Annotated in this window: 27 protein-coding genes; 14 read left to right on the forward strand and 13 right to left on the reverse strand. The window is 60.8% G+C overall.

Annotation, left to right across the window (positions count from 1 at the left end):
* The first annotated feature begins 94 nt into the window (after positions 1-94).
* Both ACM6IO_RS20240 and ACM6IO_RS20245 read left to right on the forward strand, forming a co-directional pair.
* Positions 95-1,651, forward strand: a complete 1,557-nt coding sequence (locus ACM6IO_RS20240) for an amino acid permease (protein ID WP_414912090.1) — start codon at positions 95-97, stop codon at positions 1,649-1,651.
* A 219-nt stretch (positions 1,652-1,870) separates the two neighbouring features.
* Entirely contained in the window at positions 1,871-2,290 is a 420-nt protein-coding gene (locus tag ACM6IO_RS20245; RefSeq protein WP_008033339.1) for an organic hydroperoxide resistance protein, read from the forward strand.
* A 51-nt stretch (positions 2,291-2,341) separates the two neighbouring features.
* On the opposite strand, the gene ACM6IO_RS20250 is transcribed toward ACM6IO_RS20245, so the two are convergent.
* Entirely contained in the window at positions 2,342-2,677 is a 336-nt protein-coding gene (locus ACM6IO_RS20250; protein ID WP_414912091.1) for a hypothetical protein, read from the reverse strand.
* Positions 2,678-3,029: 352 nt separating this feature from the next.
* A complete protein-coding gene (gene solA / locus ACM6IO_RS20255) occupies positions 3,030-4,190 on the reverse strand; it encodes an N-methyl-L-tryptophan oxidase (RefSeq protein WP_414912092.1) in 1,161 nt (386 codons plus the stop codon).
* 247 nt (positions 4,191-4,437) lie between these two features.
* Here solA and ACM6IO_RS20260 point away from each other — a divergent pair, with 247 nt between their 5' ends.
* Complete coding sequence (locus tag ACM6IO_RS20260) at positions 4,438-4,710, forward strand: DUF2790 domain-containing protein (RefSeq protein WP_008044994.1); 273 nt, start codon at positions 4,438-4,440, stop codon at positions 4,708-4,710.
* A 48-nt stretch (positions 4,711-4,758) separates the two neighbouring features.
* Here ACM6IO_RS20260 and ACM6IO_RS20265 read toward each other — a convergent pair whose 3' ends face one another.
* The 5 genes from ACM6IO_RS20265 to ACM6IO_RS20285 form a co-directional block, all read right to left on the reverse strand.
* Positions 4,759-5,697 carry a LysR family transcriptional regulator gene (locus ACM6IO_RS20265; protein ID WP_414912093.1) on the reverse strand — a complete coding sequence of 313 codons (939 nt, stop codon included), beginning with the start codon at positions 5,695-5,697 and terminating at the stop codon, positions 4,759-4,761.
* 66 nt (positions 5,698-5,763) lie between these two features.
* Positions 5,764-6,714: an aldo/keto reductase gene (locus ACM6IO_RS20270; protein ID WP_414912094.1), complete on the reverse strand. Its 951-nt coding sequence runs from the start codon at positions 6,712-6,714 to the stop codon at positions 5,764-5,766.
* Between the two features lie 31 nt (positions 6,715-6,745).
* Positions 6,746-8,224 carry an efflux transporter outer membrane subunit gene (locus ACM6IO_RS20275; protein WP_414912095.1) on the reverse strand — a complete coding sequence of 493 codons (1,479 nt, stop codon included), beginning with the start codon at positions 8,222-8,224 and terminating at the stop codon, positions 6,746-6,748.
* A gap of 19 nt (positions 8,225-8,243) precedes the next feature.
* The gene (locus ACM6IO_RS20280) at positions 8,244-9,737 is read right to left on the reverse strand and encodes a DHA2 family efflux MFS transporter permease subunit (protein WP_414912096.1); all 1,494 of its coding nucleotides are present in this window, start codon (positions 9,735-9,737) and stop codon (positions 8,244-8,246) included.
* A complete protein-coding gene (locus ACM6IO_RS20285; protein ID WP_414912097.1) occupies positions 9,737-10,873 on the reverse strand; it encodes an HlyD family secretion protein in 1,137 nt (378 codons plus the stop codon). Before ACM6IO_RS20285 ends, ACM6IO_RS20280 begins: the two co-directional genes overlap by 1 nt.
* A gap of 226 nt (positions 10,874-11,099) precedes the next feature.
* Here ACM6IO_RS20285 and ACM6IO_RS20290 point away from each other — a divergent pair, with 226 nt between their 5' ends.
* From ACM6IO_RS20290 to ACM6IO_RS20300, 3 genes are all read left to right on the forward strand, one after another.
* On the forward strand, positions 11,100-11,723 hold the full coding sequence (locus tag ACM6IO_RS20290) for a TetR/AcrR family transcriptional regulator (RefSeq protein WP_207286147.1): 624 nt from the start codon (positions 11,100-11,102) through the stop codon (positions 11,721-11,723).
* An 8-nt stretch (positions 11,724-11,731) separates the two neighbouring features.
* Positions 11,732-12,250, forward strand: coding sequence for a G/U mismatch-specific DNA glycosylase (gene mug / locus ACM6IO_RS20295; protein WP_008044967.1), 519 nt, complete (start codon positions 11,732-11,734; stop codon positions 12,248-12,250).
* 134 nt (positions 12,251-12,384) lie between these two features.
* Entirely contained in the window at positions 12,385-14,100 is a 1,716-nt protein-coding gene (locus ACM6IO_RS20300; RefSeq protein ID WP_414912098.1) for an amidase, read from the forward strand.
* Between the two features lie 12 nt (positions 14,101-14,112).
* On the opposite strand, the gene ACM6IO_RS20305 is transcribed toward ACM6IO_RS20300, so the two are convergent.
* Positions 14,113-15,012: a LysR substrate-binding domain-containing protein gene (locus tag ACM6IO_RS20305; protein WP_414912099.1), complete on the reverse strand. Its 900-nt coding sequence runs from the start codon at positions 15,010-15,012 to the stop codon at positions 14,113-14,115.
* 228 nt (positions 15,013-15,240) lie between these two features.
* Between ACM6IO_RS20305 and ACM6IO_RS20310 the strand changes: the two genes are divergently transcribed.
* The 3 genes from ACM6IO_RS20310 to ACM6IO_RS20320 are packed head-to-tail and all read left to right on the forward strand — an operon-like array spanning position 15,241 to position 17,834.
* Entirely contained in the window at positions 15,241-15,939 is a 699-nt protein-coding gene (locus tag ACM6IO_RS20310; RefSeq protein ID WP_008026716.1) for a CoA transferase subunit A, read from the forward strand.
* Between the two features lie 36 nt (positions 15,940-15,975).
* On the forward strand, positions 15,976-16,641 hold the full coding sequence (locus ACM6IO_RS20315; protein WP_008026717.1) for a CoA transferase subunit B: 666 nt from the start codon (positions 15,976-15,978) through the stop codon (positions 16,639-16,641).
* An 11-nt stretch (positions 16,642-16,652) separates the two neighbouring features.
* Positions 16,653-17,834, forward strand: a complete 1,182-nt coding sequence (locus ACM6IO_RS20320; RefSeq protein ID WP_207286150.1) for an acetyl-CoA C-acetyltransferase — start codon at positions 16,653-16,655, stop codon at positions 17,832-17,834.
* A 175-nt stretch (positions 17,835-18,009) separates the two neighbouring features.
* Here ACM6IO_RS20320 and ACM6IO_RS20325 read toward each other — a convergent pair whose 3' ends face one another.
* Positions 18,010-18,612 (reverse strand): NADPH-dependent F420 reductase, encoded by a 603-nt coding sequence (locus tag ACM6IO_RS20325; RefSeq protein WP_414912100.1) that lies wholly within the window; start codon positions 18,610-18,612, stop codon positions 18,010-18,012.
* A gap of 112 nt (positions 18,613-18,724) precedes the next feature.
* Between ACM6IO_RS20325 and ACM6IO_RS20330 the strand changes: the two genes are divergently transcribed.
* On the forward strand, positions 18,725-19,618 hold the full coding sequence (locus ACM6IO_RS20330) for a LysR family transcriptional regulator (protein ID WP_414912101.1): 894 nt from the start codon (positions 18,725-18,727) through the stop codon (positions 19,616-19,618).
* 91 nt (positions 19,619-19,709) lie between these two features.
* On the opposite strand, the gene ACM6IO_RS20335 is transcribed toward ACM6IO_RS20330, so the two are convergent.
* Both ACM6IO_RS20335 and ACM6IO_RS20340 read right to left on the reverse strand, forming a co-directional pair.
* On the reverse strand, positions 19,710-21,029 hold the full coding sequence (locus tag ACM6IO_RS20335; protein ID WP_414912102.1) for an Nramp family divalent metal transporter: 1,320 nt from the start codon (positions 21,027-21,029) through the stop codon (positions 19,710-19,712).
* Between the two features lie 227 nt (positions 21,030-21,256).
* Positions 21,257-21,790, reverse strand: a complete 534-nt coding sequence (locus ACM6IO_RS20340; protein WP_414912103.1) for a chalcone isomerase family protein — start codon at positions 21,788-21,790, stop codon at positions 21,257-21,259.
* A 157-nt stretch (positions 21,791-21,947) separates the two neighbouring features.
* On the opposite strand from ACM6IO_RS20340, the gene ACM6IO_RS20345 reads away from it, so the two are divergent.
* From ACM6IO_RS20345 to ACM6IO_RS20355, 3 genes are all read left to right on the forward strand, one after another.
* Entirely contained in the window at positions 21,948-22,739 is a 792-nt protein-coding gene (locus tag ACM6IO_RS20345) for a hypothetical protein (protein ID WP_414912104.1), read from the forward strand.
* An 84-nt stretch (positions 22,740-22,823) separates the two neighbouring features.
* Positions 22,824-23,498: a glutathione S-transferase family protein gene (locus ACM6IO_RS20350; protein ID WP_008026724.1), complete on the forward strand. Its 675-nt coding sequence runs from the start codon at positions 22,824-22,826 to the stop codon at positions 23,496-23,498.
* 29 nt (positions 23,499-23,527) lie between these two features.
* Positions 23,528-23,854 (forward strand): putative quinol monooxygenase, encoded by a 327-nt coding sequence (locus ACM6IO_RS20355; protein ID WP_192418420.1) that lies wholly within the window; start codon positions 23,528-23,530, stop codon positions 23,852-23,854.
* A gap of 49 nt (positions 23,855-23,903) precedes the next feature.
* Here ACM6IO_RS20355 and ACM6IO_RS20360 read toward each other — a convergent pair whose 3' ends face one another.
* Positions 23,904-24,275, reverse strand: coding sequence for a DUF6124 family protein (locus tag ACM6IO_RS20360; protein WP_192228760.1), 372 nt, complete (start codon positions 24,273-24,275; stop codon positions 23,904-23,906).
* 490 nt (positions 24,276-24,765) lie between these two features.
* Between ACM6IO_RS20360 and ACM6IO_RS20365 the strand changes: the two genes are divergently transcribed.
* Positions 24,766-25,326 carry a hypothetical protein gene (locus ACM6IO_RS20365; RefSeq protein WP_192228759.1) on the forward strand — a complete coding sequence of 187 codons (561 nt, stop codon included), beginning with the start codon at positions 24,766-24,768 and terminating at the stop codon, positions 25,324-25,326.
* Positions 25,327-25,329: 3 nt separating this feature from the next.
* On the opposite strand, the gene ACM6IO_RS20370 is transcribed toward ACM6IO_RS20365, so the two are convergent.
* Positions 25,330-26,046, reverse strand: coding sequence for an alpha/beta hydrolase (locus ACM6IO_RS20370; RefSeq protein WP_414912105.1), 717 nt, complete (start codon positions 26,044-26,046; stop codon positions 25,330-25,332).
* Between the last annotated feature and the right edge of the window lie 127 nt (positions 26,047-26,173).

Consider the following 26,173-nt stretch of genomic DNA (forward strand, 5'->3'; position numbering starts at 1 on the left):
CGGTTGGAAAAAGGAGCAGTACGACAAGGTGTTGAAGGCCAGCCCATTGCGCACACGCCAGTGGATTGAATCAAAACCTGATGGGGTACACAGCATGAACCCAGCAAGCCAGCCCGGCACCGACGCGCACGACGAGGACGTCAAGGTGCTGCACAGCATGGGCTACGCCCAGCAACTCTCGCGACGAATGGGCGTTTTCTCCAACTTCGCGATTTCCTTTTCGATCATCTGCATCCTTTCAGGCGGCATCAACTCACTGGCCCAAGGCACCTCGGGCGCAGGGGGTGCGGCGATTGGCATCGGCTGGCCCATCGGTTGCCTGATCTCCGGGGTGTTCGCGCTGGCCATGGCGCAGATTTCTTCGGCCTACCCCACCGCAGGCGGTCTCTATCACTGGGGCTCGATTCTCGGAAACCGCTTCACCGGCTGGCTGACGGCCTGGTTCAATCTGCTGGGACTGGTCACGGTGCTCGGCGCGATCAACGTCGGCACCTATTACTTCTTTTTCGGGGCCTTCGGACCGGCGCTGGGAATGGAAGACACCACCACCGTGAGGGTGATTTTCCTGGCGATCCTGACCGGCATCCAGGCCTTGTGTAACCATCTGGGCATCGGCCTGACCGCGAAACTCACCGACTTCTCGGGCTACCTGATTTTCGCCACGGCGCTCGCGCTGACCATCGTCTGCCTGATTTCCGCACCCAGCTATGAGTTCGCCCGGTTGTGGACTTTCGGCAACTATTCCGGTGAAGCCGGCGGCGGTGTCTGGCCACAGGTGTCGAACAGCTGGGTGTTCATGCTCGGCCTGCTGTTGCCGATCTACACCATCACCGGTTATGACGCGTCGGCGCATACCTCAGAAGAAACCCGTAATGCCGCGATGTCGGTGCCGCGCGGCATGGTCATGTCCGTGATCTGGTCGTTGCTGTTCGGTTGGGTGATGCTCTGCTCGTTCGTGCTGATGCTGCCGAACATGGACGAAGCGGCGAAACAGGGCTGGAACGTGTTCTTCTGGGGCATGAACGCCCAGGTGAGTCCGAACATCAAATTCGCGCTGTACGTGGCGATTTTCATCTCGCAGTTTCTCTGCGGGCTGGCGACCGTGACCTCGGTGTCGCGCATGATCTTCGCATTCTCCCGCGACGGTGGCCTGCCCTGCTCGAAAGCACTGGCCTCGGTCTCACCGAAATATCGCAGCCCGGTGGCAGCCATCTGGACCGGCGCGACCCTGGCGGTCTTGTTCGACTGGGGCTCGTCGGTGATCTCGATCGGGGCAACGCCGGTCTACACCATCGTGGTCTCCTGCACGGTGATCTTCCTGTTTTTCTCTTTCATCATTCCCATCGTGCTGGGCCTGTTCGCCTACGGAACCTCGAAGTGGCCAACCATGGGGCCGTGGAACATGGGGCACGCTTTTTACTCCTTGTTCGCCGTGCTCTCGGTGCTCTCGATGGTGGTGATCTTCGTCATCGGCATCCAGCCACCGAACGATTGGGCGCTGTACATCACCATCGGCTTCCTGGTGCTGACGGCCATCGTCTGGTTCGGTTTTGAAGCGCGGCGCTTTCAGGGGCCGCCGATGGGTGACCTGATCATCAAGCGCCAGGCGGAAATTGCGGCGGCGGAGGCGGCGCTGAACAAGCAGGCGTGAAGGCTTTACCCGTAGGAGCGAGCAAGCTCGCTCCTACAGTCACTGTCGATTTGTATCAGTGTGTATTTTTGCGGGGTGATCTTACACGGCGATACACAAGCGCCGGTTCAGGACACATCCGCATTACATGGAAGTGGAAAAGTGGGCCACATCGGAAATTCAGATGTTTTCCGATGAACAGCGATTTAGAAGCGCCCACCAACCTCAGCAGGAACCGCCATGATCAATCAAATCGACACCGTGCTTTACACCGGCAAGACCCACACAACCGGAGGCCGCAATGGCGAGTCGCGAAGCGACGATGGCCGTCTGGACGTCAAGCTTAGCGCCATAGGTTCTTCCGGCAGCGGCACCAACCCTGAACAACTGCTGGGCGCTGGTTGGTCGGCCTGCTTCATCGGTGCCATGGGCAAGGCAGCCATAGCGTTGAAAGTGACCTTGCCGACTGACGTGTCTGTCGATACCGAAATAGACCTGGGCAAGACCGAAAACGCCTTTTTCCTGCAAGCGCGCCTCAACGTGAGCCTTCCCGGCCTGGACCCGGCAGTTGCACGGTCGGTGGTGGATGCCGCGCACCAGACCTGCCCGTATTCGAAGGCGACCCGTGGCAACATCGATGTCGTGATCAACCTGATCTAACCGGGACGACAAGCGCGGCCTGCCATTGCGGCAGGCTGCGCTGGCGATCGCTTACTGAACGTTTTTCAGCTTGATCACATCACCGGAAACCTTGGTGGTGTAACCGCTCAGGACCCAGGCCCAGAACCAGTTTTCCTGCACTTGGGTGTTGATCAGTGCATCGCCGCCCTTGGCCTTGATCGCCGCGTCTTGCGCGCGAACAAAACGGCTGTTCTGGCGAATCGGGATGACGCCGAACAGCATCAGGCCCGTGGCGCTCGCTTCACTGTGGCCAATCACCGTGTATTGGCTTGCATCGTATTGCTGAGTCTTCATCGGGGCGCCGGTGCAACCCGCCAGAACCAGGCCGAACAGGGTAACGGCAACAACTTTGCTGAGGTGATTCACTGAATGACTCCTTGGGTAAACGCCCGGGATCCGTCTCTCGGGCGGCGCATACTCTACCGGAAATGATGGCCAATTGGTATCAGTCCACTCACCTCGGCAAGCCTGGCGCCTGCGATCGCGGGGTGTCCGGGATGATGGATTCACCCCAAACCTGTAGGAGCCGGCTTGCTGGCGATGGCGATTTTACGGACGCCTTCGCCGGCAAGCCTGGCTCCTACGGATCGCGGGGTGGCGGGGATTGGGGGCTCACCCAAATCCTGTAGGAGCCGGCTTGCCGGCGATGGCGATTTCACGGACGCCTTCGCCGGCAAGCCTGGCTCCTATGGCTCGCGGGGTGGCCGGGATCGGCAAGTCAGGCAAACCGCTTCAACGAAAACGCCGACAGGTCCAGGTCACTGCTGCCACGCACGCACCACTGCGCCACCGCCTCGCCCAACGCCGCGGAATGCTTGAAACCATGTCCCGAGCAGGCCGACACCACCAGGGTGTTTTTCAGTGACGGATGCTCGTCGATGATGAAGTGCGAATCCGGCGTGACGGTGTACGCGCACACCGCCGACTTGACCACGCGCGAAGTCACGCCTGCGATCCGGCCGCGCACCTGACGTTCGAACATGTCGTTTTCTTCAGCGGCACTGACGGTGCGGTCCAGCGTGTCTGGCGAGGATTCTTCAATGTATTGCTCCGTCGCGACTTTCACGCTGCCCTCGCCCGGTAACGGCGGGAAGCCGTAAAAGGACTGCGCCGGACCGTGGCTGAAGATGAACGTGGGTGACACCTCGGCGAACCGCGCGTTCTCCTCCTGCTCAAACCAGAACAGTTTCTGCCGACACACCCGCAACAAGCGGTCAAACGGCTGTCCCAACAAGTCCCGGGACCACATGCCGGCACTGACCACGACTTTGTCGGCGCGGATCGTGCGCTGATCAGTGGTGAGGGTGACGCCCTGCTTGTCCGAGCGGATGTGCGTGACGGTTTCGCCCTTGAACAACGTGGCGCCGTGTTCCTCGGCGAGCTGCAATTGCACCGCGATGCAGCGTTCCGGCCGGACGTAACCGCCACTCGGTTCGAAGTAGCCGACGGCAGTGTCCAGCACCTGGGAAAATTGCGGGAATCGCTGGCGAATCTGTTCGGCGGACAACACCTCATGCTCGATGCCGTAGGTGTTCGCCAGTTGAAGGGTGCGGTTCGTGAAGTCGTTGGCATCGTCGGCGTCATAGCCGGGGCTGGAGCTCAACACCAGCACGCCGCACTGCTCGAACAGCGACTCGCCGGACAGCGCTTCGAGCTCTCGCCAGATCCGATGCGAGTTGCGGACAATGGGCACGTACGCGGCACCTTCGCCGACCGAAAGCCGAGTGATGCGCGTGTCCCCATGGCTGGAGCCCTGAGTGTGGGGAGGATGATGGCGGTCGACGCCGATGACCCTGACCCCGGATTTCGCCAGTTGATACACCGTCGCGGCGCCCATCGCGCCGAGTCCGAGCACCGCTACTTCACACCGATGTTCCATATCGTCACCGTCCCGAAAAGGATCATTTGAGTCTGAAAGCCGCTGAAAACTCAACAACGAAAACAGGCGGCCTGAGCCTGCCGATTCAGGATTCATGTGAAATCCGACAACAGTGTTTGTCCGGTCGACCAATATATGGCCAAGCCATAAACACCTAGCATCGACTCTACCCAGCGAGCCATTGAAGTTGTCAGCAACTTGCTCGCCGGGCAACAACCCCGAAATAGTCGATGCCAAGGTGAATACCATGAACGTTTTAAAAGCAGCGCTGTTCCTTGCTCTTGGAAGTTTAACCGCACAGGCCTTTGCAGACGAAAGTCATGCCAATGCAGAAGCCGGCCAGGTACCGGTTGAAAGCTACACCTACGGAATGAAGCTCGATATTCAGAAGATCATTACGGTGTCGGACATCGCGAACGAATGCGCACCGGTGCCGGCCCAAATGACGTATGAAGACTCTCACGGTCAACGGCATATCCTGCAATATCAAGTCATGGGCACAGGCTGCTCGAACGGTTGAGTCACGTGCGGACGATGGAGGGTCGACACTCCATGCCTGCCGCGCCTGTCAGGGTTTTGCTGGCGAACCGACAATGTCCTCATCGGAGGCCAACAGACCCGGAATGTAGTCTTTCAGAAACTCCACCCATGTCTTGATCTTCGCATCCACGAACTTTCGTGACGGGTAGATGGCAAACAAGTTGAATTCCTCGAAATGATAATCCGGCAACACCCGCACTAACGTGCCCGCTCTCAGTCCGTCCACGGCAGACGCAATGGGTTGAATACCGATCCCCATTCCATTCTTTATCGCGACCGTCATCGCATCGGCGGTGTTCACGTGAAAGGGAGAGACCGGAACGTTCACCGTCTCCACGCCGTCCGGCCCCTCGAATGCCCAGTTTTCAACCGGCATGACCGTATTCACAATCCGCAGACAATCATGTGCGCCAAGCGACCCTGGAGAATCAGGGTGTCCGCGTTTCTTCAAGTACGCCGGCGAAGCGCAGAGGATGCTGTAAGTGATGCCCAGCCTTTGAGCGACAAACCCGGAATCGGGCAAGTCCCGCGCTAACACGATCGACATGTCATACCCCTCCTCCAGCAAATCGGGCAGCCGATTGGTCAGGGTCAGATCAAACATCACCGAGGGGTGAGTCTCTCGGTACTTGGCAATCGCATCGATCACGTAATGGTTGCCGATGGCGGACATCGCGTGAATCTTCAGCCGGCCCACCGGCGTGATGTGAGCGGTTCCTGCCTCCTCATCGGCTTCACGCACCTCTTCAAGAATTTTCTCGCAGCGCTGCAAGTAGCGCACACCGGCTTCGGTCAAAGCCAGGCGTCGAGTGGTCCGGTTGATCAGGCGTGTTTGAAGCCGGGCTTCCAGACTGGTCACCGCTTTGGAAACGTTGGTCGTGGTGGTGTCCAGCATCAGCGCCGCCGCCGTAAAACTGCCGGTTTGGGCGACAGCCACGAAAAAACGCATGGTCTGGAAAATGTCCATCGCAAGGCCTCAAGGGTCTGGATAAAAAAGGGCGGCCTTACAGAAAGCCGCCCCTCTCGAATCGGATTACTTCTTGCGCGCAATAAACCCGGGAACACCGGTTTCCACCACCGAGTTGAACCGTACCCGAGTGGTGATCTCTTCCTTGATTTCAAGCATCGCCCGGTGTGGCAGCGTGGACAGATCGAAGTTTTCCCGGATGTGGCTCGGTGTCGCCGACGTGGTCAGAAAAGCCACGCCCCGCTGCACCGACCAGGCCAGCGCCACTTGCGCCGGGGTCTTCTGCACGCGCCGAGCGATCCCGGTAATCACCGAATCCTCCAGCACGTTGGGCTCCATGCCGTGGCCGAGTGGTGCAAACGCCAGGACGATAATTCCATGTTGCTGACAAAACTCAAGCAGTTCCCATTCCGGCAAATAAGGATGGGACTCGACCTGCACGACGGCGGGTTTGATCCGCGCCTCGGCGACAATCGTCTGCAACGCCGGCAACGTGATATCCGACAAGCCGATGGACTTGCACCGACCTTCATCCACCAGACGCTCAAGTGCCCTCCATGTCTCGATCAACGTGACCCCTGAATCGTAGATGACGTTGCCTTGCTCGTCCCTCGGGTCCTGGTTTTCACCGGGTTGAAAGGCAAACGGCGTATGGATCAGGTAGCAGTCGATGTAGTCCACTTGCAGCCGTCGGCAACTGGCCTCGAACGCCGGTTGAACCCGCTCGGGGCGATGGTTGGTGTTCCACAGCTTGGTGGTGATGAACAGCTCTTCGCGGCGGATTGTTCCGCTCGCCATCACCTCTTGCAGGGCAATGCCGACCTGTTCTTCATTTCGATAGCGTTCTGCACAATCGAAATGACGAAAGCCCGCGTGCAGGGCCTCCTTGACCGCTTGCGTGGTGACCGCAAGATCTCGAAACAGCGTGCCGAACCCAACCGCCGGCATTTCACCCGCGCCATGGTTGAGCACAAAACGCTGATCGCGAAGTGCATCGTGAAAGGCTTCGTAAGGCATCTCTTTACTCCAATTGTCGGGGCCGCAGCCGCTATTGATACGCAGGGTTCTGTGCTTCGCGTGTGGCCACCCGTTGCTCGAATGCGCCTACGGAATTACCGCCGAGCGCCACGTACAGGCGCACCGTGTCGAGGTATTGCGCCGTCCTGATCCGGATTCGGCCCAGCAACGCCTGTTGATAAGCGCGCTCCGCTTCCAGCACCTGGAGAATGCTGTTCTCGCCTTGCGCATAGGCTTGCTGGTTCAAGCGCAAACTGGTTTCGGCCGCGCGCAATGCGTCTTCCTGGGCGAGGTTTTCCTCGGCGTCATGGTTGATGGCTTGCAACGTGTCGGCGACCTGGCCGAACGAACTGATCACGGTTTGCTGGTAACCGGCGAGTGTCGCGTTGTAGCCGTCGATGGCAGCCTGACGTTCAGCCTTGAGCGTTCCGCCATCAAAGATCGGCCCTGCCAGCCCTGCCGCGAAGCCCCAGAGTGCGGCGCCGCCATTGCCCGAAGCGGCCTGTGCCAGCGACGCGGACAACGTGACATGGGGATAGAGGTTCGCGGTCGCGACGCCGACGGCAGCGCTGGCCATGTGCAGTTCTGCTTCTGCCTGGCGCACATCCGGCCGGTCGTGGGCCATTTCAGAAGGCAAGCTGACAGGCACGTTGGCCGGCAATACAAACTCGGCCAGGTCGAAGTCCGGCGCGATCCAGTCGCCCGGGCCTTTGCCCGTCAGAATCGAGAGTGCGTGGCGAGCCGAGTCGCGCTGCTGAGCCAGAGGCGGCAACAACGTGCGGTCTTGAGCGAGCCGGGTTTCGGCCAGCGAAACATCGATCTGCGTAGTGCTGCCATTGGCGTGGGCCATACGCACGAGGTCGAGGTTTTTCGCGTCGTTGGCCAGCAGCTTCTCGACGGCTTGCATCTGCGCATTCGCCGACGCCACCAGCAACGCCTGACTGGCGACATTCCCGGTCAGGGTCAGGTACGCCGCTTCGTAGCGATGTTTTTGCAGATCGGCAAACGCTTCCTGTTGTTCCACCAAGCGCTTGTTGCCGCCGAACGCGTCCAGGTCAAAACCGACCCGTGGCCCGATTGCATAGTAGTTGGAGATGGCCGGCTCTTTGGCGTTATGAACCCGTTGACGGCCCGCCTGGGCGCCAAAATCGACTTGCGGGTACAACGCACCTTCCGCCGCCGTTACCGAGGACGCCGCCTGGCGAATGGTTGCATCCGCCGCCACCAGTTCAAGATTGCCCGCAATGGCCCGACGTACCACCGTGTCGAGCTTCTGCGAACGGAACGCCGTCCACCAGTCACCGCGGACCTTCTGGCCCAGGTCAATCTGCTTGTTGCCACGCTGACCGAGCCGCTGTTCGGCCTGTTGATCGTAGTGCTGCGACTGGCTCGGCGCAGGCATCTGGTAGTCGGGGCCGACGGTACAAGCGGTCAGGAACACCAGCACTGCCGCCGCGCCGAACGTGGTTTTGAACGTCTGTCTGTTGATTGCGAGCGCATGAGATTTCATTTGGCACACTCCACGAAAACTAGTTGGCCGCAGCCGGCTTGCGAAGGAAGACCACCAGTGGACTCACCACCAGCATCACCACCAGCAAAATCTTGAATTGACCGATCAGCGCGATAAAAGCCGCCTGGCCCGTGATCATTTCGTTGAGCCCTTCCAAGGCTTGCAGGGACGTCGGCACGGAAAGCGCAGCCGCGCGATAAGGCGTCAGGTTGCTGACCAGCGCCGTGTGCATCGCTTGCGTGTTGTTGAAGAAAAACAACTGCACAATCGCAACGCCCAGCGTGCTGCCGTACACCCGTGACAGGTTGAACAGACCCGTGCCTTCGGGGCGCAACGCGGGGTCGAGCGTGCTGAACGCAACCTTGGTCAGCGACGGCATCAAGACGCCGATGCCAATGCCCTGAACCGCACCGGCCACCGCCACCGGCCACTCGTCCATCAACGGCGAATAACCGAGCATCAGCCAGTTGGCATAGACCACCAGGGCGACGCCTGCCGCCACGAACCCGCGGCGGTCGAAGCGCTCGGGAACACGCCCCATCAGCAGGAACGCGCCGACCAGTCCGACGCCACGCGGGATCGTCAGGAACCCCGTGGTGTCCGGCGGGTAGCCGAGAATTTCGTCGAGCATCGGCGAGGTCAGCGCCATGGTCGACAACAGCACGAAACCCACGGCGAAAAAGATGATCGTCGACAGCACAAAATTGCGGTCGTCGAACAAACGCTTGTTGAGAAAGTGCACCTTCGCCGTCAGCACATGCACCGCAAACAGATAGAACCCCAGTGCACTGCCCAGTGCTTCCAGACAGATCTCGGTCGAGGCAAACCAGTCCAGGCGTTCACCACGGTCGAGCAGCATTTGCAGGCTGATCAAACCCAGCGTGAAAGTGCCAAAGCCAAAGAAGTCGAATGACGGCCGCTGCTCGGCCTTCTTCTCCTTCAGCAAAAGCGCCATCACCAGGAAGATGTAGGCCGACAACGGCAGGCTGATGTAGAAGATCGGCCGCCAGTCGAAGTGTTCGCCGACCCAGCCACCGATGCTCGGCCCGCTGACGATGCCGAACAGCACGATGGCGGTCCACGTCGCGCCAAACTTCGCACGCTTCTCGAGGGCCAGGGTCTCCATTGAAATCGCCATCGACAACGGCGCAAGCACGCCACTCGCGAGCCCCTGGATGATCCGCGCGCCGACGAATTCCGGCGGCGTCGCGGCCAGCGTCGCAAGCAGCAAGCCAAGGGCAAAAAAGGCCAGCGCGGTCAGATAAACACGCTTCAAGCCATAACGCCCGGCGAGCCATTGCGCGACCGGCAGGGTGATGGCGCTCGCCGCGAGGTACGAGGTGAAAATCCAGCCCGCCTGGTCGTCGGTCATCGACAGGCTGCCCTGAATCAACCTGAGTACCGCGTTCGGAACAGGCAGGTTCGCCGACTGCATGTACGTCGCCAGCAGCGCCGCGAACCTCAGCGCATGCGCGCCCTCTCCCGCCGGGTGTCCACTCTGTTGGCTGTTCATCAGGCGCCACCCGCAGTCAACAATGCTTTGAGCGGATGCCACCACGGCGTGCGATAGCCAGTATCAACCTTGACCGTGGCGCTGGTGCCCGAAAACAGCGCCAGGGCAGGATCCGCCTCATCGAGTTCGAGGCGCACCGGAACGCGCTGGACCACCTTGACCCAATTGCCGGTCGCGTTCTCCGGTGGCAGCAGGGCGAAGTCCGAGCCGGCCCCCGGGCTCATGCTGGTGACGTGGGCCTTGAATACGTGATCGGGATAGGTATCGATGCTGATGGTCGCTGCCTGCCCGGGGCGCATATGGGTGACCTGCGTCTCGCGGAAGTTGGCCTCGATCCAGATCTCACGATCGGACAGCAGCGCAAAGGCCGGCGCGCCGTTGTTAACGAAGTTGCCCACCTGCAAGTCGTCAACCTTGGCGACAATGCCATCGTCCGGCGCGTACACCGTCGCATACCCGAGGTAGAGCTGCGCCTCGTCCAGTTGAGCCCTGGCCTCGCGCACCGTCGGGTGACTGTCCGCGTCGATGTTCGGGTTGCCGCTGAGCGCGACGACGGTGCTGGCGATCTGTTGTTCGATCGACGCAATGCGCTGCCGTGCCACTTTCAGGTCGGTGTCCGCCCGCTCGTAAACGGCCCGCGAAACAAACTCGGAGGCGACCAGCGCTTTCTTGCGGGCGAACTCTTTCTGGTCGAAATCCGCCGACTCTCTGGCGGACTGCAACTCGGCCTGCTGCTGCCGGTAACTGGCCTTGAGCCCATCGATGCGCAGCCGCGCGACGCTCAACTGTGCTTCTGCACGGTTGACCGCGATCTGAAACGGCTCCGGGTTAATGCGGAACAGCACCTGGCCTTTGCGCACAGGCTGATTGTCCTGAACCGCAATCTCGACGACCTGGCCGGAAACACGTGCGTTGATCGAGGCCTTGGCCACCCGGGCGTAGGCGTTGTCGGTCGAAACAAAGGGCTCGCCCGCCTGATAGCGTGCGTAGCCAAACGCGGCGAAAAGCAGCGGCACACCGACCATCAGCAGGGGCCGCATTTTCGCTTTGAACGGTTTCTTCACGGGCGCGTCAGCCGGGTTCGGACCGGGATGCCCGAGGGTCTGTGTCGCTGAGAGATCGAACTGTTTAGTCATGATCGAATACACCTTAAACCGGGAAATCGGGCTAACACCCACTGGAACAGCGCCTTACCGTGTGCGGTCGGGAGGATCGCTCCGCCGCACCTGTTTCGTAGCCGCAATACCCCGATCGAGCTCCGCTACAACAAACCCGCAAGCAAGGAATTTCTGGTTCCTTAATTTTGTGCGATGGTGTAAGAATATAGCCACGCCACCCCCAGACTCAAGGATTTTGTACGACATGGCACAAAATAAAACTACCGAGGGCAAAGGACGCGGCCGTCCTCGCGCCTATGACCCGCAGACCGCCTTGCAACAAGCGCTCGGTGTGTTTTGGAACACCGGCTATTCCGGTGCGTCTCTGGACAGCATCGCCAGCGCAGCCGGGATGAACCGGCCAAGCCTGTACGCCGCGTTCGGTGACAAGCACGCGCTCTATATCAAAGCGCTTGAGCAGTATTGGGAGTTCGCCGCCGCCGCCATGCACGAGGCGCTGACGAGCGAAGAGCTGACGTTGCGCCAGGCATTGATGCAGTTTTACGAGGGGCAGTTATCGATCTACTTCTCGGGTGACGGCCAACCCCGTGGTTGCTTTGCGATTGGCACGGCGACCACCGAAGCCGTCGAAGATCCGGAAATTCGCGATGTACTGTCGGATCGACTCAGCCGACTGGATGCCGACCTCGAAGCGCGTCTGCGCGTGGCCATTGATAAAGGAGAGCTCAAGGACGATGTCGATGCTGCGGCCCTCGCCGTGCTCGCCTCCTCCCTGCTGCACAGCATTTCCATCCGTGCGCGGGCGGGCAAATCCCGGGCGGAACTGACCGGGCTGGCACGCAATGCGGTCAATGTGATCTGCGGTTGAGCGACGTCATGACGGGCAACAGACTCGAAGACAGGCTGGCCAAGCATCTGGCGGTGGTTTTTTGCGGCATTAACCCCGGCATGATGGCCGCCGCCCAAGGGCACCATTTTGCGGGCCGTAGCAATCGCTTCTGGCGCACCCTTCATCTGGCCGGTTTTACGCCGCAGGAAGTTCGCCCGGAAGATGACCGGACAATCGTGCAGTATCACTGTGGTTTAACGGCCGTGGTTGAGCGGCCAACGGCGCGCGCGGATCAGTTGTCGGTGGATGAATTCATCGCCGCCGCTGCGCAGTTCGAACAGAAGATCGCGCACTATGCGCCACGCTGTGTGGCTTTTCTCGGCAAGGCCGCCTATGGCGCGTTATCCGGCCAGCGCAACGTGGCCTGGGGGCTTCAGTCGCAAACGTTCGGCAACGCCTCGGTCTGGGTCTTGCCCAACCCCAGTGGCCGCAATCGCGCTTTCACCCTGGATCAACTGGTTGACGCGTATCGACAACTCTATCTGGCCCAACTTGGTGTTAAATAGCACGCTGTCGCGTAATGCAGTGCAACGAGAACGGATATGAGAACCCATTTTGAGAAAAGTGATGCCCCTGAGCCAACGCTCCCGCGTGATGGAAACATTCAACCCGTCACCCCTCAGCAGCCGGTGGTAAGCGCATGATCGAAGTCACTGAAGTGTCCATTACCGAACTGCGCGCGGCGCTCGAATCCGGGCAGACCACCGCCGTCGAACTGGTGCAGGCTTACCTGGCCCGGATCGATGCCTACGATGGCCCGGACACCGCCACCGCGCTCAACGCCGTGGTGGTGCGCAATCCCGAGGCGCTCAATGAAGCGCGGGCGTCCGATGCCCGTCGGGCCAAAGGTCAAACGCTGGGGCCGCTCGATGGCATTCCCTATACCGCCAAAGACAGTTATCTGGTCAAAGGGCTGACCGCCGCCTCTGGCAGCCCCGCTTTCGCCCACCTGATTGCCTATCGCGATGCGTTCACCATTGAACGGCTTCGCGCCACGGGTGCGATCTGCCTGGGCAAAACCAACATGCCGCCGATGGCGAACGGCGGCATGCAGCGCGGGGTCTACGGCCGTGCCGAAAGCCCGTACAACGCTGACTACCTCACCGCCCCTTTCGCCTCGGGTTCGTCGAATGGCGCCGGGACGGCGACCGCCGCCAGTTTCGCGGCCTTCGGTCTCGCGGAAGAAACCTGGTCGAGCGGTCGCGGTCCGGCCTCGAACAACGGTTTGTGCGCCTACACGCCGTCGCGCGGGGTGATCTCGGTGCGCGGCAACTGGCCGCTGACGCCGACCATGGACGTCGTCGTGCCCTTCGCCAGAACCATGGCCGACCTGCTTGAAGTGCTCGACGTGGTGGTGGCGGAAGATCCCGACACCCGTGGCGATCTGTGGCGGCTGCAACCCTGGGTGCCGATTCCGAGCGTCGCCTCGGTGCGCCCGGCGTCCTATGCCGAACTTGCGGCGAACACCGATGCACTGGCCGGCAAACGCCTCGGCGTTCCGCGCATGTACATCAACGCCGATCCCGACGCGGGCACGAGCGACGCACCGGGCATCGGTGGGCCGACGGGGCAGCGCATCAACACGCGTCCATCGGTGATCGGGCTCTGGGAAGAGGCCCGCAAGGCACTTGAAGCGGCGGGCGCCGAAGTGATTGAAGTCGACTTCCCGCTGGTCTCCAATTGCGAGGGTGATCGTCCGGGTGCGCCGACGGTGTTTACCCGAGGCCTGGTGTCGAAAGAGTTCCTGCATCATGAGTTGTGGGACCTGACGGCCTGGGCATTCGATGATTTCCTGCAGGCCAACGGCGATCCGAAATTGAACCGTCTGGTCGATGTCGACGGGCCGCTGATATTCCCGCACGACCCGGGAACCCTGCCCAACCGCGAGGGCGACTTGGTCGCTGGCATGGACGAATACGTGCGGATGGCCGAGCGCGGCATCACCCCGTGGGATCAGATCTCCACAGTGTCTGATGGCTTGCGCGGGCTGGAAAAAACCCGTCGAATCGACCTGGAAGACTGGATGGATCGGCTGGGGCTCGATGCGGTGCTGTTCCCGACAGTGGCCGACGTTGCGCCGGCGAATGCCGATGTCGACCCGGCCGCTGCGGACATCGCCTGGAGCAACGGCATCTGGGTGGCCAACGGCAACCTCGCCATCCGGCATTTGGGTGTGCCAACGGTCACCGTACCGATGGGCGTGATGCCGGACATCGGCATGCCCGTCGGCCTGACGTTTGCCGGTCGCGCCTACGACGATTCGACGCTGCTGCGCTTCGCCTCGGCATTCGAGTCGACGGGAACCAAGCGCCTGATCCCGCCTCGAACCCCACCGTTGTCGGCCGCTAAAAAGTAGAACCGAGCGGTTTCACAGGGCAAGGCGTTGGTCGAAGTGTTCTTCCTTGAGAATATCGAACAACGCCTGCGCCGCCGCCGACAACTCCACCCCAGGCTTGGTCAACACCCCGATCGCCCGTTCCACCACCGGGTCACGCAGGGTAATGCACCGCGCGCCCAACTCGCGCATCTGCCCGGCACACAACGCCGGCACCGCGCTCACCCCCAGGCCGCTGGCGACCATTCTCCCGACTGTTGCCAACTGATGGCTTTCAAACTCCACCGGCAACTTCATCCCCCGCGTTTGCAAGTGCTCCTCCAGCATCACCCGCACTGTCGACGGTCGCTGCAAGGTAATGAAAGGCTCTTCAAGCAACGTCTGCCAATCAATGTCTTCGCGCTCTGAAAAAGGCGAATCAAACGGCACCACCGCCACAAACCGGTCCCGGTACAACGGCGTGAATTGCAGCGACGAACTTTGCGTCGGTTCAAACGCTACGCCCAACTCGACCTGCCGATCGCGCACCATTTCCAGCACCTGCTCGTTGATCACGTCATTCACCGTGACGTTGACCTTGGGATAGCGCGCGCGAAACGTCTTGAGGATCGGCGGCAGCAGGTTCCCGGCAAACGACGGCATCGCCGCCAGCGTGATGCGCCCGCGCTGCAGGGTAAAACGCTGGCGCAGTTCGTCCTCGACATTGTCCCAGTCCGCGATCAATCGGCGGGCCAACGGCACCAGCGACTCACCCTCGGGCGTCAGCGCCACGTTACGCGTGTTGCGGGTAAACAGCCGCCCGCCCAGGCCCTCCTCCAGCGCCTTGATGGTCAGGCTCAGCGCCGATTGCGACAGGTGCAATCGTTCGCAGGCGACGGCAAAGCTCAGACTCTGGGCCACGGCTAAAAAAGCCCTGATCTGCTTGACTGTCATAGGCTAACTGCTCCAGTAATGAGCGCAGGTGCTTTCTGTAGGAGCATGGCTTGCCCGCGATGGCGTCCTGGAGATCGTCATCGCGGGCAAGCCATGCTCCTACAGGATTTATTGGTGAGTTTTATCTATCAATCAACCTTAAAAATCAACTTAACAAATAAATCCTCCAGCGCGACACTCCATCCCATACGGCTAGCCAGCCGCCCACAAAGAATAAAAGAGGTGCATATGGCAGGTTTCGACAAGCGCGTGAGTTCCTACGAGGAAGCTCTGGCAGGTCTTGAAGACGGCATGACCGTAATCGCTGGCGGCTTCGGCCTGTGCGGCATTCCGGAAAACCTGATCGCCGAGATCAAGCGCAAAGGCACCCGTGACCTGACCGTGGTTTCCAACAACTGCGGCGTCGACGGTTTCGGTCTTGGCGTGTTGCTGGAAGACCGGCAGATCAAAAAAGTAGTGGCCTCCTACGTTGGCGAAAACAAGCTGTTCGAAGACCAACTGTTGAAAGGCGAAATCGAAGTCGTCCTGACGCCCCAAGGCACCCTCGCCGAAAAAATGCGCGCGGGCGGCGCCGGCATCCCGGCGTTCTTCACGGCTACTGGCGTCGGCACCCCGGTCGCCGAAGGCAAGGAAGTGCGCGAATTCCACGGTCGCAAGTACCTGATGGAAGAATCCATCACCGGTGACTTCGCCATCGTCAAAGGCTGGAAAGCCGACCATTTCGGCAACGTCATCTACCGCCACACCGCCCAGAACTTCAACCCGCTGGCCGCCACCGCCGGCAAGATCACCGTGGTCGAAGTCGAAGAAATCGTCGAACCCGGCGAGCTGGACCCGGCGCAGATCCACACCCCTGGCATCTACGTCGACCGGGTCATTTGCGGCACGTTCGAGAAGCGCATCGAACAGCGCACCGTGCGTAAGTGATCCCCTGCCCCCGGACCGAATGAAGGAATAACAACAATGGCACTTTCCCGCGAACAAATGGCTCAACGCGTCGCCCGCGAAATGCAGGACGGCTTCTACGTGAACCTGGGCATCGGCATTCCGACCCTCGTCGCCAACTACATTCCCGAAGGCATGGAAGTCATGCTGCAGTCGGAAAACGGCCTGCTCGGCATGGGTCCTTTTCCTACTGAAGAAACCATCGATGCCGACATGATCAATGCCGGCAAGCAAACCGTGACCGCGCGTACCGGCGCGTCGATCTTTTCCTCCGCCGAGTCCTTCGCGATGATTCGCGGGGGTCATGTCGACCTGACCGTGCTGGGCGCCTTTGAAGTCGACGTACAAGGCAACATCGCCTCGTGGATGATCCCTGGCAAGCTGGTCAAGGGCATGGGCGGCGCGATGGACCTGGTGGCCGGCGCCGACAACATCATCGTTATCATGACCCACGCGTCCAAGGACGGTGAGTCCAAGCTGCTGTCCCAATGCAGCCTGCCGCTGACCGGTGCCGGTTGCATCAAGCGCGTACTGACCGACCTTGCGTATCTTGAAATCGAAAACGGCGCGTTCATTCTCAAAGAGCGTGCGCCGGGCGTCAGCGTCGAAGAGATCGTCGCCAAGACTGCCGGTAAACTGATCGTGCCGGACCACGTTCCGGAAATGCAGTTCGCTGCCCAGTGAGGAATCATTCCATGCAAGAAGTCGTCATTGTCGCCGCCACCCGTACTGCCATCGGCAGCTTCCAGGGCTCGCTGGCCAATGTGTCCGCCGTAGACCTCGGTGCTGCGGTGATCCGTCAGTTGCTGACGCAAACCGGCCTGAACCCGGCGGAAGTCGATGAAGTGATCATGGGCCAGGTGTTGACCGCCGGCGCCGGGCAAAACCCTGCGCGTCAGTCCGCGATCAAGGCGGGCCTGCCGTTCACCGTGCCGGCCATGACCCTGAACAAGGTCTGCGGCTCGGGCCTCAAGGCCCTGCACCTGGCCACCCAGGCGATTCGCTGCGGCGACGCCGAGGTGATCATTGCCGGCGGCCAGGAAAACATGAGCCTGTCCAACTACGTCATGCCCGGTGCGCGAACCGGTCTGCGCATGGGGCACGCGCAAATCGTCGACACCATGATCAGCGACGGACTGTGGGATGCGTTCAACGATTACCACATGGGCATCACCGCCGAGAACCTGGCTGAAAAGTACAGCCTGACTCGTGAGCAACAGGACGCCTTCGCTGCGGCCTCGCAGCAGAAAGCCACGGCCGCCATCGAAGCCGGGCGTTTTGCCGATGAGATCACGCCGATCCTGATTCCGCAGCGCAAGGGCGATCCGCTGTCCTTCGCCACCGACGAACAGCCACGCGCCGGCACCACCGCCGAAGCCCTGGGCAAACTGAAACCGGCCTTCAAGAAGGACGGTTCGGTGACCGCCGGTAACGCTTCGTCGCTGAACGACGGCGCCGCCGCCGTGATCCTGATGAGCGCGGACAAAGCCAAGGCCCTGGGCCTGCCGGTGCTGGCAAAAATCGCGGCTTACGCCAACGCGGGCGTGGACCCGGCGATCATGGGCATCGGCCCGGTGTCGGCCACTCGCCGTTGCCTGAGCAAGGCCGGCTGGTCCATCGACCAACTGGACCTGATCGAAGCCAACGAAGCCTTCGCCGCGCAATCCCTGGCGGTGGCCAAGGACCTGGAATGGGACTTGAACAAGGTCAACGTCAACGGCGGCGCCATTGCGCTGGGCCACCCGATCGGTGCATCGGGCTGCCGCGTGCTGGTGACTTTGCTGCATGAAATGATCAAGCGCGACGCCAAGAAAGGCCTCGCCACCCTGTGCATCGGTGGTGGTCAGGGCGTGGCACTGGCGATCGAACGGGCTTAACGCGTTCAACGGACGGCGCGGGGACCCACGAAGATCCGCGCCATCCGGCAACACCCCTGTAGGAGCCGGCTTGCTGGCGATGGCGGTGCAACATTCAACATTGATGTCGTCTGACACACCGCCATCGCCGGCAAGCCGGCTCCTACAGGATTTGCGTTTATTGCCGCAAACCGTGTCAGGCGAACTTCACGAGGTTCAACACTGGCAACGGCCCACCCGGAAACTGCGCCAACCGCGCGCCGACACTCAACTCCCCAAGATCAATCCCGAAGAAGCCCAAGCGCTCGGTCAATGCAACCACCTGAGCTTTCGCCTCGGCATCATCGCCCGACACAAACAGCACCCGCTGACCGCCCTCCGCCGCCGGATCACTCTCCAGCAAGCGCGCCGCCAGGTGATTGAACGCCTTCACCACCCTCGCCCCCGGCACCCATTCAGCGAACACTTCGCTGGACGTACGGCCGTGCAAATCCACCGCCTTGAACGACGGCGCCTCAATCGAGTTATTGGCGTCGATCACGATCCGCCCGCCGAAGTCCGGCAGACCAGCGAGTGCTGTCGGCAACTTCGACCAGTTGACCGCCACCAGAACGATTGGCTGGGCGGCCGCTTCTTCACGGGTGCCGGCGCGCGCCGTCGGGCCGAGCTCCGCCACCAGGGCGGCCAAGGTCTCCGGACCACGACTGTTGGCGATGACCACTTCGATGCCCTGACGGGACAAGGCTCTGGCAAACGCTGAACCAATGGCGCCAGCGCCGATGATGCCGATAGTACTCATGGTGATTCACTCCAAGGGGTTGTCGTTGGCGTGAATACTGCGCTTGTCATTAGCCCTTGATTAGCGGGTAATGACTTGAATGATTTTCAAGCATTCATAGCAGGTGCCAGCCGTGGAAACCCTCGCCAACCTCGAATCTTTTGTACGCAGCGCTGAAACGGGCAGTTTTTCCGCCGCGGCACGTTTGCTGGCGCTGACACCCGCCGCGGTCAGCCGCAACGTGGCGATGCTGGAACGCAATATGGGTGTGCGGTTGTTCCAGCGTTCGACCCGCAAGCTGTCGCTCACTGAAGCCGGCGAGGGTTTTCTGGCCAGCATCGGCGGCAACCTGGAGGCGTTGCAAGCGGCGATCAGTGCCGTGAGCAGCGATCGCGGGGAGCCGGCCGGTGTGCTCAAGGTCAGCCTGGCGCCGACGTTTGGCATCGGTCATGTGCTGCCGTTGTTGCCGCAGTTCCTGGCGCGTTATCCGTTGATTCGCCCGGAATGGCACTTCGAAAATCGCCAGGTGGATTTGATTGCTGAAGGCTATGACGCGGCCATCGGCGGCGGCTTCGAACTCACGCCAGGGGTCATCTCACGGACATTGGCGGCGGCGGATATCGTCGCGGTGGCCTCACCGGCCTACCTGGCAGGACGCACGCTGCCGCGTACGCCGGCCGACCTGATCGGACACACCGGCATTGTGATGCGCGGCATTCGTACCGGGCGGATTCGTCAGTGGGTGATGCACGATCGAGCGGGCCATGAAGAGAGCGCCGGTCTGACCGAAAACATCGTGCTCAACGATCCAGCCGCCATGCGTGAGGCAGCGCTCCTGGGCCTGGGGGTGACGCTGCTGGTATTGCCGGATGTGGCAGCGAACATCGAGCGCGGGGAACTGGTGCGCCTGCTGCCGGACTGGCACGCCGATGCGGGACCGATCTCGTTGTATTACCCGAGCCGGACGCTGATGCCGGCCAAGACCCGGGTGTTTATCGATTTTGTGGTTGAGGCGTTTCAGCAGTAGACCGCGTCATCGTTCATCGCCAGCAAGCCGGCTCCTACAAGGACATGGTGAACCTGTAGGAGCCGGCTTGCTGGCGATGGCGGCCGAAAAGTCACCCAAAAAACCGCAGAATCAACCAACTATTCGCCCCACTGATCACCGCAAACAACCCCCACGCCAACACCCACGTCGGCAATCGATTCACAAACGGCCCCATCAACTTGTGATCATTGGTCATGCGAATCAACGGATACAACGCAAACGGCAACTGCAAACTCAGCACCACCTGACTCAACACCAGCAGCTTGCCAATCGCGTTATCCCCCATCAGCCACACACCGATAAACGCCGGGATCAACGCCAGCCCCCGGGTAATCAAGCGCCGTTGCCAGCAGGGAATCCGCAGGTTGAGGTAACCCTCCATGATCACTTGCCCGGCGATGGTGCCGGTGAACGTCGAACTCTGACCGGACGCCAGCAACGCGACGCCAAACAGCACGCTGGCCAACGCGCCGCCCACCAGCGGGTCGAGCAAGTGATAGGCGTCCTGAATGTCCACCACATCGGTGTGTCCGGTCTTGTGGAAGGCCGCGGCCGCGAGGATCAGGATCGCCGCGTTCACCAGCAGCGCCAGCGCCAGGGAACCGATGGTGTCGATGCGCGCCAGTTTCACCGCGTCCTGCTTGCTGGCCAGGTCCTTGCCGATCATCCGGGTCTGTACGATCGAGGTGTGCAGGTACAAGTTATGCGGCATGACCGTGGCCCCGAGAATCCCGATGGCCAGGTACAGCGGCGCCGCATCGCCGATGGCCGACAGTGACGGCGTGAAACCCCGTGCGACGTCCGGCCAGTAAGGCTTGATCAACAACAATTCAACGAAGAAACACACACCGATGGTGCTCACCAGCACCAGCATGATCGCCTCCAGTCGGCGGAAGCCACGGTTCTGCAGGGCCAGCACCAGCAGCGTATCGAACGCTGTGAGGGCGATGCCGACGCTCAGCGAACAGCCCAACAGCAGATGGAACGCCAGCGCACAGCCGAGCACTTCGGCGAGGTCGGTGGCGATGATTGAGATTTCCGCCAGCACCCATTGGGTCCGAGCGGTCCGCGTGCTGTAGCGCTCGCGGGACAACTGCGCCAGATCGCGCCCGGTGGCAATGCCCAGGCGCGAGCACAAACACTGCACCACCATCCCCGCCAGACTGGCAAGCAACACCACAAACAACAGGCTGTAACCAAACCGCGAACCGGCCTCGATGGCGGTGGCCCAGTTGCCCGGGTCCATGTAGCCGATGGACACCAGCAAGCCCGGGCCGGCGAAACGCAGGGCACGCTTGAAAAATGACGCGCGAGGGTCAACGGCAACGCTGCCCGCCACTTCCGGCGGACAAAACGGCGCAGTGGCGACTTTGGGCAAACTGAATTTCACGCAAACATTCCAGAAAACAGGCGGGAGGGCGCAGCTTAGACGTTTCGCGCTTTTCGGTGTACCGACAAAACGCAAAGATCGCCGCTGCGGCCTTTGCTTTTGTAGGAGCAAGCTTGCTCGCGATAAACGATGACGCGGAACGTCTGGACCACCGAGGTGCTGCCATCGCGAGCAATCGAGCGTCGACCGGCTGCTCCTACAAAGGCAAAAGCAACGGCGGGTGATGATCAAGGCTTGGCAATACCCAACAACTGTTCCCGCAACCCGGGATTGCTCGTGCGCGGGTCGAGCCAGATATCAAAAAATGCCCGGGCGAACACCGGGTCCGTCACCTCGTACTGCAACTGCGGGCCGACAAAAAAGCGCGCGCCCTGCCCCGGCAAGTAAACCCCGATGAGTCGGGTCCCGGCCTGCACATCGACAAACGCCTGCTGCATCTGCGCCTGCCATGCCGCGAGTTGCCCGGCACTCACCGATGCGCCCGACAGTCGTTTGATTTCTTCGACGCTGGCCTGGACCAGATCGTCCCGGGAAATCCTGCGCTGATAAATCAGCTCCAGGGCGAACGGCTGGTCGCTCGCAAATGGCTGCGCGGCGCTCCACAGACGAGCGTTGTAGATATCGAAACCGAACATCCGGAACTCGCCGGTACCAACGATTTGGGCGCCAGGCAAAGACTCCTGCCAATTGGCCAACGCGTGGTTGCCCAGTAATACCAACAGCCACAGGGTATGTCGCAGAGGTGATCGTGGTCGGGTCATGATCGGCTCGATTCAGCGCGTATGGGTTCTGTTACTTATACGCATAAAGTGTTGCTGTACAAGCTTTCAACTTTGTATACAAAAACAGCCAATCCTTAGAGCAATCTACTTGTCGCAATGCTAACGTTGCCGCTTCACTCAGGTCGGAGGCGCCTACGTGCTGCTGCTCAAACTGCTGGTCATTCCCGGGTTTCTCTTACTGATCTCCCTCGCGGGCAAACGCTGGGGCCCGAGTGTCGCCGGTTGGCTATCGGGGTTGCCGGTGGTGGTCGGGCCGATTCTGTTTTTCCTCGCCATCGAACAAGGCGAAGTGTTTGCCGCGCAATCGGCGACCGCTGCGTTATCCGCGATGTTCGCGATGATTGCCTTCTGCGTAACCTACGCCCAGGTCGCCCAACGCGCGGGATGGCCTTGGGCGCTGACGGTTTCGCTGCTGGTCTGGGCGACAGCGGCGGTGGTGCTGTCGGTGATTCCACCGTCCCTGGTGTTCTCGGTGATCGCCGCCGCGACCGCGCTGCTGGCGGCGCCTTACCTGTTTCCCAAGGTGCAGCCGATCGTCTCCGGCCCGGCACCGAAGTCCGACAAATTGCTGCTGCGCATGATTGCCGGCGCCCTTCTCACTCTCGCGGTCACCTGGCTCGCCAGCACCGTCGGCGAACGCTGGAGCGGCCTGCTCGCGGTGTTCCCGGTGCTGGGCAGCGTGATGGCGGTGTTTTCCCAGCAAACCCGTGGCCCGGCGTTTACCGCCGCCTTGTTGCGCGCCACGGCCACCGGCATGTATTCGTTCAGCGCGTTCTGCCTGGTCCTGGCGCTGAACTTGCCGGGCATGGGCCTGAAGGCTTTTGGCCTGGGCGTCGCGGTGTCGGTCGCCATGCTCGGCGTCACCCGGCGCCTGTTGGCCAAACCGGTGGCAACGCCCGCAACCCGTTCAACTATTTCGAACGAGTAGAACAACAACCCCGTACGTCAATCGAACGGGTTTCGCCCACTATCAGCCTCAGTTCCTGACCAACCACTGACTGAGGCCTACACCATGAAATTCTTTTTCCACCCTTCGCCAAACCCGATGAAAGTCGCCCTGCTGCTCGAAGAACTGCAAACGCCGTACGAATTGATCGGCGTCGACACCTTCAAGGGCGAGCAACACCAGCCAGCCTTTCTGGCGATCAACCCGAACGCCAAAGTGCCAGCGCTGGTCGATGGCGACGCCACCGTGTTCGACTCCCAGGCGATCCTGTTGCACCTCGCGCAAAAACATCAGCGCTTCCTGCCGACCTCCGTTGCCGGCCAGGCCGAACTGCTGTCGTGGCTGATGTTCATCGCCACCGGCCTGTCGCCGTTTTCCGGCCAGGCGGTGCACTTCCTGCACCACGCCCCGGAAGACCTGGCCTACGCAAAAAACCGTTACCTCAAGGAAGTCGAGCGTCATTACCGCGTGCTCGATCAGCGCCTGGCCGACCATCAATACCTGGCCGGCGACACCTACAGCATCGCCGACATGGCGCTGTGGGGCTGGGCCAACTACGCGCCGTACATCCTCGGCGAAAACGGTTTGGCGGCGTACCCGAACGTCAAGCGCCTGTTCGATGAAATCAGCGCTCGCCCGGCGGCCGTACGTGCTCACGGCCTCAAAGAGAAGCTGGTACTGAAAGCGGAATTCGACGAAGAAACCCGTCGCAATCTGTTCCCGCAGAACCAGGCGCAGTAATCCATTCCCCCGCATGCGAAGGTGATGAAATGAGTGATCAAGTCGCGTTTATCGTTTACCTGCCAGCCAAACCGGAACGCTTCGCCGAAACAAAGGAGCGCCTGCTGGACGTGGTGCACCAGATGTCGGCCGAGCCGGACTTCGTCAACACCTGGGTCCACCAGTTGCAGGACGAGCCGAACACTCTGGTGCTCTACGAAACCTGGAACTGCAGCAAGGAAGACTTCATCACCCGTCACCTGAGCAAGCCGTATCGCCAGGACTACGAAAAGCTGTTGCCGGAGCTGTTGGCCAGCGACCGTCGGATCGAGTTTCTGGACGTGATCGAGAGCTACCCGGTGCGCCGCGACGTGTAACAGCGTAATCCCCGTGGTGAGGGCCAGCCTCTCACCACGGGCATCCCTATTACTCGGCGGCGTCGAGTTTATCCAGCGCCTGGTTCACCGCCAGCTCCCCAAGCATGATGACTTGCGCAATGCCCAACAGCGAATTGCGACGGGTCCCCTCCATATGATCCGCCAGGTCCATGGCCATGACATTGGCCGATGCCAGCGACTCGCACGCATGGCTGAGCAGGGTCTGGACATCGAGTTCCGGGTTGACGCTGAACATGCTGTCGAGTTGCCTTGGCGTGGCGTTGATCAGGGCAATGTGCGCGGCAGGATTGGCGTAGAAGTCGAGGGCGAGTTTGATGGTCTCTTCGAGCTTTTCTTGGTCAGCGCTTTGGGCTGAAGCGGACAGGTCCGGGCTGGGGGGATTGGGTGTTGGTTTGGGCATAGATGGAGCTCCGATGCTACTTAGAAGGAGCCATCAACCTCTCGCTACCAAACGGAGGGTGGCGGCCATACGAAGGTTGGTAGACCGGGCATCGGAACCGGCGCCCCCGAAGGAGCCCTGCGCATGGCCACCATAAAACGCAGCCCTGAGAAAGGGCCGAACAAGGTGACGCTATGCGTCGATGCTGAGGGTCTACCAAACCCGATCACTGTGTTTTCAGCGACCGGAAAACAATAGAACCCACCCCAAAAGCGCACAAGCCGGCGGATTCTTACGTACCTGTAGGCAACGACGCAAGGTGTTGTAGCTTTCATGAAGTAACGCTGAGCGCGGTTAAACAAGCCTTCGTAAATACGTTGATTCGCCGTAAACGCGAGGTTCAAAAGCTTTTCGCTCACCAGAACCCGACCACCCGTTAGCCCACACTGGAATGCTCCACGACCTCCATGGGATGATCGCCCCCACCGCGAGACCACCCTGGAGATTTTGAATGTCACTGTTGAGTAAAAAAGCCGTTGTCCTGCTGCTGGCAGCAGTTGCCAGCCTGGGGGCTTTGAATGCACAGGCGGCTAAAGAGACAGCGCCCGCGCAGAACGTCTCGATGCTGGGCGGAAAGTTCAAATTCAACCTGCCCAAGGGCTTCGTTGCCAACCCGCTGCCGGCGGACGCGACCGGTGCGAGTGGCACCATGTACACCAACGCAACCACGAAAACCGTAGTGATTGCCGCTGAAAACACCATTCCTGGTGGCGTCAACGCCAAGGACAACGACGGTGAGTTCCTCGATACCACGGCGTCCGACTTCGCCACTCAACAAGCCAAGGCACTGCCGGATTTCACCAAGCTCAGTGAGAAAAGCCTGACCCAGAAAGGCACCGGCCTCGGTCTGCGGGAGATCGACAGCATCGCCACCCAGGGCGGCGGCAAGACCCTCGATACCACGCTGATGGCCGCCTCGGGCACGCGCATGGCGCTGGTAAAGGTGATTTCCCGCCTCAGCGACAATGCCGGCCACGAAGCGCTGGTTAAACAGATCGTCAGCGGCAAGTAAGGCTCAGGGGTTGAGGTGCTGCAACCAGGCGCTCAAATCCTGCATTTCGGCGGCACTGATGTTGTGGCCAACGCCTGGATATGCATGAAATTCAGGCTTGAGTGACAGGCTCTGCAACAGGCTGTTCGCCTCGGTGCCGTCGTTGAAAGGAAGGCGTTTGTCTGCCGTGCCATGCCCGATGAAAATCGCCAGTTTCTGAAGTTTTTCATCGGGTTTGAGCTCGGACTTGAGCACCGGCAAGATCCGCCCGCTCAACGCCGCGATCCCGCCCACGGCCTCGGGATGACGCAGCGCGACCTCGTAAGACATGATCGCGCCCTGGCTGAAGCCCACCAGGAAAACCTTGTTCGGTACTGTGTGATATTTCTTCGCAGCCTGTGCGACGAAATCCAGCAACACCGGGCCGCTGGCCTTCAGGTCATCCGTTTCGCCGTTGTAGGCACCTTCACCCTTCTTGCGAAACCACTGATAGCTGCCCTCCTCCATGACCATCGGTGCGCGCACCGACAGGTAGTTGTATCGGGCGGGCAATTCATCCTTGATACCGAACAGGTCCTGCTCGTTACTGCCGTAGCCGTGGAGGAAAATCACCAGGGGTTGATTGACCGATTCGGGGTTGACCTGCTCCAGGTATTTGAGCGGCAGATCGGTGTGCAGCGGGGTTTCAGCGTGGACGGCGGCGGACGCCAGGAGTGTCAGCAGAGCGAGAACCTTCAACATAAACCTTCCTTCACAGAGCGCAGGATTCGGGGTTGAGCCTAACACTGTGAAGCCAGCCGGGATATTTTCGGTGCTGCTGATGCCGCCATCGCCGGCAAGCCGGTCTCGCTCCCACAGTTGAAATTCA

This window comes from Pseudomonas sp. IT-P44 (assembly GCF_949768225.1).
GTDB classification, from domain to species: Bacteria; Pseudomonadota; Gammaproteobacteria; order Pseudomonadales; family Pseudomonadaceae; genus Aquipseudomonas; species Aquipseudomonas migulae.